Origin of the sequence: Paraburkholderia sp. SIMBA_027, from assembly GCF_046535315.1 — a bacterium.
Classification (GTDB): Bacteria; Pseudomonadota; Gammaproteobacteria; order Burkholderiales; family Burkholderiaceae; genus Paraburkholderia; species Paraburkholderia tropica.
Map to the genome: position 1 here is coordinate 177,832 of NZ_JAWRWY010000002.1, position 13,592 is coordinate 191,423.

General features: G+C 60.8%; 8 protein-coding genes. 5 read left to right on the forward strand and 3 right to left on the reverse strand.

Going from position 1 to position 13,592, the window contains the following annotated elements; translation table 11 throughout:
- Positions 1-12: 12 nt before the first annotated feature.
- From SB764_RS03810 to SB764_RS03830, 5 genes are all read left to right on the forward strand, one after another.
- Positions 13-2,571: a type VI secretion system Vgr family protein gene (locus SB764_RS03810; protein ID WP_410862705.1), complete on the forward strand. Its 2,559-nt coding sequence runs from the start codon at positions 13-15 to the stop codon at positions 2,569-2,571.
- Positions 2,571-3,521: a DUF4123 domain-containing protein gene (locus SB764_RS03815; RefSeq protein WP_410862707.1), complete on the forward strand. Its 951-nt coding sequence runs from the start codon at positions 2,571-2,573 to the stop codon at positions 3,519-3,521. The genes SB764_RS03810 and SB764_RS03815 overlap by 1 nt, the downstream gene beginning before the upstream one ends.
- Positions 3,522-3,588: 67 nt before the next feature.
- Positions 3,589-4,428, forward strand: a complete 840-nt coding sequence (locus tag SB764_RS03820; protein WP_321892586.1) for a hypothetical protein — start codon at positions 3,589-3,591, stop codon at positions 4,426-4,428.
- Positions 4,418-5,332, forward strand: a complete 915-nt coding sequence (locus SB764_RS03825; protein ID WP_410862709.1) for a hypothetical protein — start codon at positions 4,418-4,420, stop codon at positions 5,330-5,332. Before SB764_RS03820 ends, SB764_RS03825 begins: the two co-directional genes overlap by 11 nt.
- Complete coding sequence (locus SB764_RS03830; RefSeq protein ID WP_321892590.1) at positions 5,322-7,574, forward strand: DUF2235 domain-containing protein; 2,253 nt, start codon at positions 5,322-5,324, stop codon at positions 7,572-7,574. Before SB764_RS03825 ends, SB764_RS03830 begins: the two co-directional genes overlap by 11 nt.
- 54 nt (positions 7,575-7,628) lie before the next feature.
- On the opposite strand, the gene SB764_RS03835 is transcribed toward SB764_RS03830, so the two are convergent.
- Genes SB764_RS03835 through tssM form a run of 3 tightly spaced genes read right to left on the reverse strand, consistent with a single transcriptional unit; the run spans position 7,629 to position 13,463 of the window.
- Positions 7,629-8,585, reverse strand: coding sequence for an OmpA family protein (locus tag SB764_RS03835; protein WP_410862711.1), 957 nt, complete (start codon positions 8,583-8,585; stop codon positions 7,629-7,631).
- Entirely contained in the window at positions 8,569-9,579 is a 1,011-nt protein-coding gene (tagF, locus tag SB764_RS03840; protein ID WP_074985698.1) for a type VI secretion system-associated protein TagF, read from the reverse strand. Before tagF ends, SB764_RS03835 begins: the two co-directional genes overlap by 17 nt.
- Entirely contained in the window at positions 9,576-13,463 is a 3,888-nt protein-coding gene (gene tssM / locus SB764_RS03845) for a type VI secretion system membrane subunit TssM (RefSeq protein WP_410862713.1), read from the reverse strand. Before tssM ends, tagF begins: the two co-directional genes overlap by 4 nt.
- Between the last annotated feature and the right edge of the window lie 129 nt (positions 13,464-13,592).

Here is a 13,592-nt window from a genome sequence, read left to right on the forward strand (position 1 = left end):
CCGGTGAGCGAAATGGGCGCACAGGACATCATGAGTCTTATCAGCGGCGGCCTCGTGCAGGACGGCCGCTTGCTGAAACTCGACACGCCGCTCGGCGATAACGCATTGCTACCGCAACGTGTGATCGGCCGTACGCGTATGGGCCGCGATTATGGCTTCACGGTGGATGCTGTGTCGCTCACCGGCGATATCGCACTGAAGAAACTGATTGCGCAACCGGTGACGCTCTGGTTCGAACAGGCCGATAAATCTTATCTGCCGCATCACGGCTACGTGCATACGGCACGTCGACTCGGTTCGGATAGCGGCCTGACAAGTTATCAGCTCGAATTCGCGTCCTGGCAGCATTTCCTGAAGTTCAGGAAGGACGCGCGCATCTGGCAGGATAAAACCGCCGACGCCATTCTCACCGACGTATTCAACGCGCACCCGCAGGCACAAGGCGCGTTCCGCTTCGCCTTGCAAAGCACGTTGCCGCAGCGTTCTTTCTGCGTGCAATATGAAGACGATTGGCATTTCTGCCAACGAATCATGGAGTCAGAAGGGCTCTATAGTTATTTCGAACAGGGCAGCGACGGCAAATCGCACACGCTGGTCGTCGTCGACAATCTGAGCGCATTGCCGGCGCTCTCGCCGCAAACGGTGCAGTTCTATCGCGCGGGCACGAATAGCGAAACGAATGCGCTGGTGCAATGGAGCGCCACGCGTATGTTGCAAAGCGTGACGCTCACGACGCGTACGTTCGATTACAAGTCGCCCTCGACGGCCAGCAACGCGAAGGGCACCTCGGTGCCGACGCTCGACACGACGAGCAATCTTCCGCAGCAAGCCGAAGTGTACGAATACACCGGCGCGTATAGTTTTGGCGACCAGGCGCGCGGCGACTCGCTTTCCACGTTTCGCATGGAAGAGTGGGAATCTCGCACGAAGCGCTTCGAAGGTGGTGGCGCGGTGCGTAACCTCGACGCGGGCCGCTGGTTCACGTTGAGCGGGCATCCGGCGCACGACGCCGATAGCGAGCAGGATCGCGAATTCGCCATTATCGAAACGGTGTGGTTCGTCGAGAATAATCTGCCGGTTTCGAGCATGCAGGCGCAATCGTTTCCGCACAGCCTGCAAAGCCGTCTCGCGGCGATCAAAGCCGCGCACACATCGACATCGGCTGCGGTAACGCACGCTGACGGCAGCGAAGGTTTTTTGTATACGCAAATCGAAGCGCAGCGCAAAACCGTGCCGTATCGCAGTGCATTCGATCACCCCAAGCCCGATATGCAGATGCAAACGGCGATCGTGGTGGGGCCTGCCAGCGAAGAGGTGTACACCGACTCGCTGAATCGCATCAAAGTCCATTTTCATTGGGACCGGCTCAATAGCGGCGACGAAAATGCTTCGTGCTGGCTGCGCGTGGCGATGTCCGATACCGGCAGCAGTTATGGCAGCGTGCACGTGCCGCGCGTCGGAGAGGAAGTCATCGTCGACTGGCTCGACGGCGATTGCGACCGGCCTATCGTGACGGGCCGCGTTTATAACGGATCGACCGCGCCAAACTGGCATTCGAACGGTCTGCTTTCCGGTTACAAATCGAAGGAGTATGGCGGCAGCGGTTATAACCAGCTCGTACTCGACGACGCCACCGGCCAGAACCGCATGCAGCTCTATAGCACGAGTGCGAATTCGCAATTGCATCTGGGCTATCTCGTCGCGCAAAACGCGAATACGCGTGGCGCGTTTCTGGGTAGCGGATTCGATTTGAAATCGGATGCTTATGGCGCGGTGCGGGCAGGTCAGGGACTGTACGTTTCGACTTACGCCCGATCGGCCGCGAGCGCGCAACTCGACGTGACAGAAGCACATCAGCAACTGACGAGCTCGCAAGACATGATGGACGCGCTCTCGCAAGCGAGTGCGAATCAGCAGGCGGAAAGTCTTGCGGACGGCGTGAACGCGCTGAAGTCGTTCACCACCGCGACGCAGGAACGCGTGCAAGCCGCGACGGGAAGCGGCGGCAATACGGCGGGCGGCGGAACGGGCAGCGCAAACGCGTTTTCGCAGCCCGTGATGCTCATGGCGAGCCCTGCGGGCATTGCGTTGTCGACCCAGCAATCCACGCACATCGCCGCCGATCATCAGATTAGCCTCGCGAGCGGACAGAGCACGCACGTGGCGACCGGCAAATCGCTGATCGCCAGCGCGCGCGAGAAACTCAGTCTGTTTGCGCAGAACGCGGGCATGAAACTGTTCGCGGGCCAGGGCAAAGTGGAAATCCAGTCGCACGCGGACAATGTCGAAATCACCGCGCAGAAGTTGCTCAAGGTGATTTCCGCGACCGACAAGGTTGAAAGCGCCGCGAAGAAGGAATTGCTGCTGACGTCCGGCGGCGCTTATATCCGCATCAAAGACGGCAACATCGAGATTCACGCGCCCGGCAAGATCGATATCAAGGGTGCACAGCATTCGTTCGAAGGGCCGGCCAGCACGAATTATCCGCTTCCGACCATGCCTAATTCCACCTGCAAGGAATGCGTGCTCAACGCGCTGAGCGGACGTGAATCGATGCTCGAGGTGGGCTGATGAGCGAACAGAATGTGCAAGGCGACGTCGTCGATACGCGCCAGGAAGAGTGGCCTGTGTGGCTTGACGGTCTGCGCGCAAAGCTCACTGCTTATGTGCACGCGGATATCGACGCGAGACTTTATCTGCTCGTGGATACGCGTGGTTATCAGGACCTGCACGAACGTTTGAGGAACGAGACGCGGCTTCGCCATGTGTCCTTGTGGAAGGGTATTGAACTCGAAGAGTATCCGGAGATTTCGCCGTATCTGATCGAGTTCGACGCGCACGTGCTGTTCGGTAAAGACGAAAGCGGGCTGAGTATGCTTCGTCAGCTTTGGTGCGAAGCCGTCGATCTTTATGCGCTGACGTGGATCTGGTCACCCGTTTCGTTCGAACAGATCGACGCGCATTTGCGTCGCTATGTGATGTACGAATTGCCCAACGGGCGGGCGTATTACCTGTTCTTTTTCGATAACCATGTACTGCCGAGATTGCGACAGGTTTGGAGCGAGAAGCAGGCTCAGGAATTTATCGCGCCTTGTCTGGAGATTGGATATCGCACGCGCCATCTGGAAGCGGCAACGTGGCGGAATGAGTCGCGGCCTGCGCTGGCTCGCGATGTGTCGCCGTTGAGCGCCGAGCAACATGACTGTCTGTTGCAGCTCGGTTATGCCGACAAACTGGTGTTGAAGTTTCGCGAAACGATGGGCACGTCGATCGATCATCTCAGCGATATCGAGCTTTATGAGCAGACGCTGGAACAACTGGAGCGCTCGGGCAGATATCGGATTACCGGCGATGAGTCGTTGTCGGCGTATGTCATGACGGGACTGTTGATTGGCCCGCGCTTCGACGAGCATCCGGTCGTGCAGTCGCAACTGGCCGTGGTGATGCGTAAGGAAATGGACGCGGCGCAGGCGTTTGAGACGATCGACGATGCGACGTGGGATGAGATTCGTGCGGGATAACGCGCAGGACGCGCCGCCGAATAACATTAGAGATATGTGCAATTCCAGAATAGAGGACCGGGTTCCGATGAATAAAATGACGCCGTTTCGCCGCCTGGCCTGTGTGAGCCTCATGTTGGTATCGCTCGCTGCCTGTGGCAAGAGCGAGCCGGTCTACACCAGTATTTCGGCCATCGGACGAAACTATCTGCCGTATAACCTGAGCGGCTTTACCGTGAGTGATCAGTTCGGCAACAAGGTGTCGGTCGGCGGTGATCTCGCACCGGGCGGCGGCGGCGGCTCCGTTTCGTGTTGCTATGCATTGAAGGGGACGCAATTCGATGTGTCCTGGTCGTACTACGATGCAGACCAGTGGCACGCAGGTGACGAAAAGACGTTCCACGCCACGGCAAAGGCAACGCTGCCGGCGACCCAGCAGCCCGAGAAGATTGGCGACCGCATTCTCCAGGTGCATTTTTACCCGGATCACCATGTCGAACTGCAATTTCCGGCCGGCATTATGGATCCATCGCAATTGCCGGTGGTCGACGTCGCGCGTGCGATGTTCATGAAACATCAGGACGCGCTCGACAAGCGTTACGACGATACGTCAGGCGAAAGCTTGCGACGGATCTCGCGCGTGGTTGCTCAGGCATGGCTCAAATACCGGCTCAGCGACGAGCGGGATCTGGAGCAATATACTTACTACGCGCTGCTCGTGAACCCGCAGTTCGATGCGCATCCCGCAGTGCAGAAGCTCATTCAGGACGACAAGACCAAACCGGGCGCGCTCGCCGCTGCGCTCGACGCGTTGCCTGCTTCGGTGAAAAAGCAATTGAAGGGCGGCCACTTCGCAACGGTTCCGGTTCCGTCTGTTCCGGATGGTCTGCTGCCTCCGCCGCGCGAGACCTACGATCATGCTGGCTGACTGCTTCCGGCGCGCCGGCCTGTCGAAGGCACGCTTCGCCGTGCAGCAGCGCTGGCATTTGACGAGACGGTCGAATCGATCGCTTCGTGGCCTGGCAATTGGCACGATGATCCCGTTCGCACTTAGTGCTTGCGGTAAATCGGAACCCTCGTACGAATCGATATCGACCGTCGGCCGCAACTACCTTCCGTATAACCTGGCCGGATTCACGATCACCGATCAGTTCGGCCATTCCGCGAGCGGTGGTGGCGACCTGGAACCCGGCGCGGGCGGCGGCAAACTGTCGTGTTGCTACGCGCTCAAGGGCACGCAATTCAAAGTCGAATGGCAGTACTACGATGTAGACCAGTGGCATGGGGGCGATAAGCGTAAGTTCGACGCCGAAGCTACGGCCACGCTTGCGCCGACGAAGGAGCCGGCCGAGATCGGCGATCGCATTCTGGAAGTTCATTTTTATCCCGATCGCCACGTCGAGTTGCGTTTCCCCGCTGGCATTACCGATAGCGCACGATTGCCAATGGTCGATGTCATACGGGCGCTGCTCTATGAGCACGGCAAAGCGCTCGCTGATCGCTACGAGAATCCTTATGGCGAAACAGATCGTCGTATTGCGCGCGTTGTCGCACAGGCGTGGTTGAAATATCGGCTGACCGACGAGCGCGACCTCGAGCAGTACGCCTGTTTTGCGCTACTGGTGAATCCGGCGTTCGACGCTGATCCGCTCGTACAGAGCATCATTCAGACGAATAAGGGCACGCCCGGCGCGTTGGCTGCAAAGCTCGATACGCTACCGCCAGCCATTTTGAATGCATTGAAATCGAACCATTTTGAAGCAGTGCCCGTCCCGCGCATTGCGGAAGGTTTGCTGCCTCCACCGATCGAGGAATCGCACGATGCCGGCTAATCATGGAAAAAAATCTTCCGGCCTGGATCCGGACGACGCGACCCCTCAAAGCGTGCGGCTCGCCGTCAACCGGATGACCGCCAACGATTATCCGAAAGGCGACTGTCTCCCATGCGGTGGCACGATTCGGATTGGTGTATTTTTCGACGGCTTCGGGCGGAATAAGGACATCGACGCCCAAGATCCTAATCCGTCCAATTATTCCAATATCGCACGGCTTTGGGCAGCGCACCGCAACAATGATTCCCCGGACAAACCGGTCAATCAGTTCTGGTATGCGCTTTACTATTCGGGACTGGGAACTCCTCTGAACGAAAGCGCGGAATCCAACGCGTGGATCAACGGGGGCAAGGCCGCGGCCACCGCGATCGGCAAAAAAGCGCTTTCCACCGCCGAAGACGTTGGGAAGGCCGTCACGCGTACCGATCAACTCGAAAAGTACGACTTCAAGAAGCGTGGGACGGCTGCAGCCAAGCAAGCGGCTACCGAATTTTCATACCGGCCCATCATCAAGGCGTATAACGACTTCAAGAAAGATATTCAGAACATCCCTGCTACGGCAAGACGGATCGCCAATGTGCTCGATCCTTCGCCAGAGCGCTTGTGGGAACGCACGAAGATGGGGACGGTGCGCGTCTACAAGAACGCCAAGCGCGACGTTTTGCACAATCCGCTCAAGGTTGCCCAAGCTGTCGTACGCGATGCGATTACCAGCGTCGTCATCGAAAATGTGCCGATCGTGCGTGACTCACAGGTCATGAGTTTCTATTTCGGCACGGGCGTGGACTCGCGGGTCGTCGCAGCCATGGATCAGTTCGAGAAAGTCGTCGAAGCCTGCAAGTCGAAAATGGCCAAGATGCGCAAGATCGAAGTCTCGGTCTTTGGCGCGGATCGAGGCTGCGTTCTCGCCCGCGTGTTCGTCAACAAGATGGCTGTTAAATACAAGCATCGCGACGACGAAGATCTCGAAGTCGAGGGTATCCCACTGGAATTCAAATTCGTGGGGCTGTTCGACGCCGTGTCCTCGATCATGTCAGAGGACGAGGGCGAGATTGTTGGCATGATCCCTTATCTCGGTACGATCAAACCTAGCTACAAAGATTTGCCACTTGCAATTCCTGCCAGCGTGAAGCGTTGCGTCCATTTTGCCGCTGCGCACGAGATGCGGTTCTACCAACGGCTCGACAGCCTCGAAAAGACGCGTGCTGAGCAGTATCTTTATCCCGGCACCAGTTGTGATCTGGTGGGAGGCGCGCCACAAGGCTCGCTCGGGTTAAACGCCGAACTGATGCGTATGCCTTTGCGCGACATGCTGATCGAGGCATTGAAGGCCGGCTCTGCGCTTTACGATTTCGAAACGCTGGCCGACTTGAATCCACAGGTATTCAAGTACTTTTCGATCGCCCACCCAATCAGCTACGAAGGCAAGCAATACCGCATCAAGCAGCTCGTGGAAGCGTACCGGAAGGTTGTGCGCAACAACGCAGGCGTCAATTTCCTGCCGCATGCGGAAACGTTTCTGCGCTGGATTGCCGTTCGCTATCAAGACGCGGACTTCCGTCACTCCGTGGCCGATCCTGTTGCAGAATGGCGCAAACAAGTGGAAAAGGCCGACTACGACCGCCGCGCGGCGGCCGCGAAACTGCAATGGGAAATGCAGGGCAGCGGTCCGATGGACTCGCCGAAGATCCAGCAATTGCGCCAGGAAAAGCAGGCTGCCGACGCGCACTGGAACGATCTGTTCGCGCATGCGCCTTCGAACAACTACACGACCGTGTGGAAGCGGCTCGATGCCGAAGCGAAGGACATGACGTCGAAGTGGGAAAAGATGCGGCCGGGTTACGAAGCGGAGCAACAGCGCCGTTTCACGCATTCGTTCGACACGCAAATGCACTACACGCCGCTCTTTCTCGCGCCCGCGTTCGTAAATAAAGATCCGCTCAACGCCGATCAGATCGCCTTGGTAAAAGCCTGGCAGGAAGGGTTCGCCGGCAAGAACCCGTTGCCCGACGACGTCATGGCGCTATTCGACATGCTCGTTCACGATACGCTGCTGACGAGCTGGCAGGATCACGTGCTGGCGCCTTCGCTGTATTTCCGCACGCGCGACAAAGACGTATTCGGCACCACCGATTACGACGCGGAAGACAAGAAGCGTAAAGAGGACGACGCCAACGCGGCGCGTATCGACAAGATGGCGGCCGATCAGGCGGCCATGCAAAAGGCGCGTTCAGCGCTGTAAAGCCGATATGAAAAAAGCCGCGCGGGCATTGCGCCCCGCGCGGCCCAGCAACACTTAAATCCCCGCGCGGAATTCAATACGTCGATTACGCGCACGACCGTCGGTCGTGTCGTTCGACGCCACCGGCTGATCGGGGCCCACACCATTGGTCGTGAGCTGCTGCGGCGAAATTCCCTTCGCAACGAGATAGCCTTTCACCGCATCCGCGCGCGCCTGGCTCAATGCGATATTCGAAGCGCGATTACCCGAATTGTCGGTATGACCGATGATTTCCACCGTGCGCGTACTCATTTTCGCCAGCACGGCGGCCATCTGATCGAGAATCGCGCGGCCTTCCGGCGCGAGCGTCGCGCTGCCGGTTTCGAATTCGATCGTGCGGTTCGCGAGCGTCTGATCGAGCAGACCCTGTTCGGATGCGCTCACACGCAGTCCATTGCGAATCGTATAAGTGGGATTGAGCGCATTCGCCATGTCGCTCGCGATCTGCTGGCGTTGCGCTTCGTTGCCCACTTCGCCGCGCACGTCGATCTGCGTGCCGTCGATCTTCAATTGTCCCTTGTGAATCTGCTTGAGCTGCGCGCCAATCAGCTTCTGCACATTCGAGATCCAGTTAGGCGGCGTGGCCACATCGCCCACTTCGATCTGATCGACCACGTTGCCTGCGCCATACGTATCGCGCAGACGTTGCAGCACGGCGGCGTGCGTGGCTTCGTCGGGCACCTTGCCGCCCACTACGACCTGGCCCGGCGCGTTGTCCATCGGCGCAGGCGTCGAGGTCACCGCGCTGCGCGTGCCCGATGCGGCGGCAGCGGCAGGCGCACTATTCGCCACGCCGGCCGACGAAGCCGTGCCGGGCAGGACCGTCGTGCGGATCTGCGAGCCGCTGTTGTCGATGGGCGTAACACGTGCGGGACTGCCGTCGTCGGCGAAAGCGGGCGCGGCAGCGCAGAACACCAGCGCGACCGCGCCCGCCAGCGCACAGCGCGCGCGCGTATCAAGCACGGCGGCCATTGACCGGCTCCCCGATAAACGCCTCGCGGAACGTGTCGATCGAGACGCGCAGCGACAGTTGCGGTTGGTCGAGGTAGCTGACGAGTTTGCTGATGCCATGGTCGCTTTGTGCATGATCGTCGATCCACTCGGGATCGTCGATGTCGATGTTGTGGGCTGCGTAGGTTTGCGGATCGACCACGCTGTGCAGGGTCTTCGCGGAAGCGCCGTTGAATCCGATGACGAGGCGCTCGCGCTGCGCAATCGTGCCGATGAAGATCGCCAGTTCGAAATCGGCCTTCGACACGAACGGCGCGATCAGTTCGAGCCAGAACGCGGCAACGAGGCTGCGATAGAACGGATCGGTCGGCAGCGGCAGCGTGAGGCCGCGTTCGAGATGCGCTGCGCCGCTCGTCATCACGGGACGCAGCAGCGAGCCAAGCGCGAGCATCGCGCCGCGCAAACGCACCGGATGGCCGCTCGCCAGCAGCATCTGTTCGAGGCCCGAAAGCGTCTGATGCTCGACGAAGTCGGCGAACGTGCCGTCGTGCGGATTGCCCGTGCCGCCCACATCGACCGGCACGAACGTTTCGCCGAGCGATTGCAGCGCGCCCGCGGGTTCGCTCGGTCCGAGCAGCGGCTGCATCTGTGCAGCGACGCGCGACCAGAGACGCGCGAATGCGAGCGGGCTGCGCGCGAGAAAAGCGAGCGGTTGCTCGACTTCCAGCGCGGTGGCGGCGAGAAACGGAAAGCGCCGCGACGACTGATCGTGGCTCGCCACCATATGGCCGGCGATCGCGAGCTTGCTGTGCGAGCCGAGAAACGCGAAGTGCATCGGCTTCGCTTCTTCGTAGACGATCTTCCAGCGCGGATCGTCGGTGAGCAGTTCCATCGCTTGCGCGAGCCAGCGATCGAGCGTTTGCAGCAGTTGCGGATTGTGCCCGCTCTTCACGAAGTCGCCACGCGACGGAATCTTGCCGAAGTAGGCGATTTGCGCCTGAACGGTTTGCGTCATTGCGCACCTCCCGCGTTGTTGTTGGCGCTCACTGCATTGGCCGTCGCGACCGCCGCTTGCGGCGCGCTCGTCGCGGCCGCCGCGTTGCTGTTCGACGCGTTGGCCGGTGCAGCCGGGGTCAAAGCCGGATTCGCGGCCGCGCCCACGCTGGCAATCGACGACGGCAACTGCACGCCGCGCAAGCCTTGCTGCTGCGGTGCATCGCCGCTCGATGCGGTCGGCTGCGAGGTGCTGATGATGCGCATGCTCACCGACACCGTCACGCTGCCTTGCGTCCAGTTGAGGTCGAAGGTGCCATCCGGACGACGGCTGCGTTGCGCCGAGTTGATCAGCTTCTCGAGACCGTAGCGGCCCGGCTCGTTGACGAGTTGGATCGTGCGGCCGTCGAAGGTCGTCGCCGAGAGCGTCGCGCCCGGCGAGCCCGACGGATTCGGCCACACGAAGTTGGTCCACTGCGGCGGCGTGTTGCGATAACGCAGTTGCTGGCCGTCGATCGCGATCGTGTACTCGGTCGTGCCGCTCGACGGCTGCGGCAGGATCTGGAACACGGTCTGCGGTTCGCTGCTGCCGCCATTCGCACCCGCCGCGCCACCCGCGAGCGGCGCGACCCAGCGCGCGAAGCCGCCGGTGAAATCAGGCGTGAGCGAGAGGCCCATATCGCCCCACGTGCGAGCCGAAAGCGTGTCACCGCGACGGACCGCGAGCGGGCCGAGCGTGGTGCTCACGAACTTCGAGATCGCGCCGTCCGGGCCGAACATCTGCGCGATTTCGCTCGCGCCGGCCTCGACCTTCGCCGTGCCCGCAAACGGATACTTGTTCGCGAGCGACGCCTGGAACGGCTGATACACCTGAGCATTCCACACCTTGTTCACTTCGACGCTGGCCGGCTGGATCACCACCGCATACGCCTGCATGAGCGGACGCACGAGCAGCGGACGCAGTGCCTTGCGCTGATCGTCGGTGAGGCCGGTGAGCATCTGCTCGTCGACGAACTTCAGCGAATCGGCCAGTTCCGAACCGTTGCCGTCGAGCGTCTGCTGCATCAGCTGGCGCGCGCCCGGTCCCGGATCGCCCTGATTCTTGATGGTGTTGAAGCGCGTGCGCACCTTCGAGAGCGAATCCATGTAGCCCTTGAGCATCGAACCGTTGTCGTGCGTGACGACGATCCGGCCGAGGCCCGCGAACGCCTGACCCACCGGCCCCATCGGCAGCTCGACCGGATTGCCGTTGATGTCGATGTTGGCCTGCAACGGACCGCTCGATGCACGCGAGAACAGATTCTTGAACCAGCCCGTGATGCCGCTCTGCGCACGCTTGATGCTGGTGTTCACGAGCGACGGGTTGTCCCACGAAGTCTGGTCGTACGCGGTTTCGAGAATCTTGCGGATCGGCGAATCCTGCGGGTCGCCGAGACGGTTCATCGCGTCGACAGCCTGGCCGAAGGTGCCGAAGTCCTGCACGGCGATGCCCTGCATGAACTTCTGCCAGTGTTGCGCGTACTCCGTTTTGTACATGCCCACCAGCGTTTTCTGGATCTGCTCGGGGCTGCCTTCGAGCGTGAGGTCGTCGGCGGCCGAGGTGTTGAGCACCCAGTCCTTCGCCTGCAGTTCCTTGGTGGCGGCGTCGCGGATCGCGGGCTGCACATACTGGAACCACGCTTCGCGGGTGAACGTACCCGGAATCGCGTAGCTGCCGGCAACGAGGCTCGTATTGCCATCGCCGACGATGCGCGCGACCGTCATCGGCGCGAAACGCGTCGAGGCGCGCGCCTTGATCTCTTCATACACGCGCTGGCGTGCGGGCATGCCGCGCACCACGTGGCGCAGGTTCTCGCGTGTCTGGTCGACGAGCGCGAGATTCGCGTCGATCATCGGCCAGTCGTCGTCGTTCACGCGCGCGAGATAGAAAGTGATCATGCGCTCGGCGCTCTTGATCATCTCGTCGCGAGGCATGTTGCCGCGATTCTGTTCGAGCCAGCCGCGCCAGAAGCGGGCGATCTGGTCGGTGAGGTGAGCGGTCTCGACGTGGCGCTTGTCGGAGAGCATCAGGTAGGTCTTGAGCGCGTTGTACGCGTCCTCGACGCTGCTCGGCGAGGCGTCGCTATAGAGGCCGCCCTGGCTCGTGGTCGCCATGGCGGCGTGCGCGGAAACCGGCACCGCGCCCGAGTCCGGCGCGTGCGTCATCGGTGCGAGCTGGTCCGGATGCGCGTCCACGTCCTTGAGGAACGACGCGAGATTCTGCGAGACCGGCGTGAGCATGATCTGGCGAATGCCGTTGTAATACTCTTCGAGCAGATGCTGTTCGAGCCGATCGCCCTGATACAGCCCGAGCGACACCGAGATCGGCTTGTCGTGACGGAACTGTTCGAGCTGGTCGATGCGGTCCTCGAGAATATCCATCGCCTGCAGGCGCGATTGCAGATCGTTGCGGTTCTGCTGCAGTTTCTCGACGTTGTCGAGATCGGCCTGCACGTTCGCCACCAGTTGCTGATTGTTGATCGCCGACCACGTCCAGCCGCCGAGCGCGAGGGCGAGCGCGGCCACCACGCCGAAGAACGTGGCGTAGCGCAGGCGCGTTTTCGCAGGGCTCGCGAACTGGCGAACCGTGTGGCAATCCGCGAAAATCACCTTGGAAAACAGGTCTTTCAGGAAGAAGCCGTTCTTCGAGAACGCGGCTTGCGGCTTGGGCAGACCGTCGGCGGAAAGGGCAAAGCGATTGGCGATGCGCTGCGCGGCGGCGCTATTGGTTTCGCCTTCCTGCAGTGCGCTCGTGAAATAGAAGCCGCGGAAAATCGGCTTGTACTGGAACGGATTGTTTTCGAACAGCGTGGCGAGGAACGCACGCAGCGCGGGCTTGATGGTCGAGAATTCCAGCGGAAAACTCAATTGGCCCGGCGTGAGCGCGTTGCCGCGGCTCATCGACATCTGCGCAATGCTGATTTCCTTCAGGCCGTCGTAAAGCTCTTCGAAGCGATCGTCGAACAGCGTGACCACGTCACGCTTCTCGTCGGGTTCGTAGGGCAGGGTAGCGCCCCACACGCGGTCGTATTCGTTGCGCTCGCTGCCGCTGAAGAATTCCGTGAAACCCGTAATGAGGTCGACCTTCGTGAACATCACGTAGACCGGCGCGAACACTTCGAGCTTTTCAGTGAGTTCCTGCACGCGCTGGCGCAGGTTCTTGGCGAGGTCGATGGCGAATTCGGGCTTGCTGCCCGTGAGTTCCGCAATGCTGGCCGTCACGATGATGCCGTTGATCGGCGCCTTCGGACGAAAACGCTTGAGCAGGCCCAGAAAGCCGAGCCATTCGCCGCGATCTTCTTCGTGAATCGAATAGCGGCCGGCCGTATCGAGCAGAATGCCTTCGTTGGTGAAGAACCAGTCGCAATTACGCGTGCCGCCGATACCGTGAACGATCGCTTCCTTTTTGTCGGCGAACGGAAATTGCAGGCCGGAATTGAGCACGGCGCTGCTTTTGCCTGCCGCCGGATTGCCGATCACGATGTACCACGGCAATTCGTACAGCGCGGAGCCGCCCGACATCTGGCCGATCTTCGAGGACTTGATGGTCTTGACCGCGTCGACGAGGCGCGTGCGCAGCGCGTCGAGTTCGGCCTGGGTGCCGCGCGCGGCGACGGCCGCCGGGCTTTCGACCTGAGCCTGCTGTTCGAGCATGTCGCCGAGCTTGCGATTCGCGCGATGCACGCGAATGCGGCGCACGATCCAGACGAGCAGCCAGATCGCGAGCAGGGCGCCGAGCACCACGCCGACCCAGATGAGCCCGATTTGCAGCGTGTCGGCTGCGATGAACAACACGGCGGCGAGCGCGATGAAGCCGATGATGGAAAGCGTGCGCCTGTGAGTCAACACGTTGAGGATGCGTTGCATAAGCCGGTCAGGTCCTGGTGCTTTGTGTGCTGTTCTGATGATTCGTTGCGAGTCGCGACGCGCGCTCGGGCGTCACGCGGGCAGGGCGCATGCACGCGCGCGTACGCGGCGCTCAGGCATGGCGCCGCG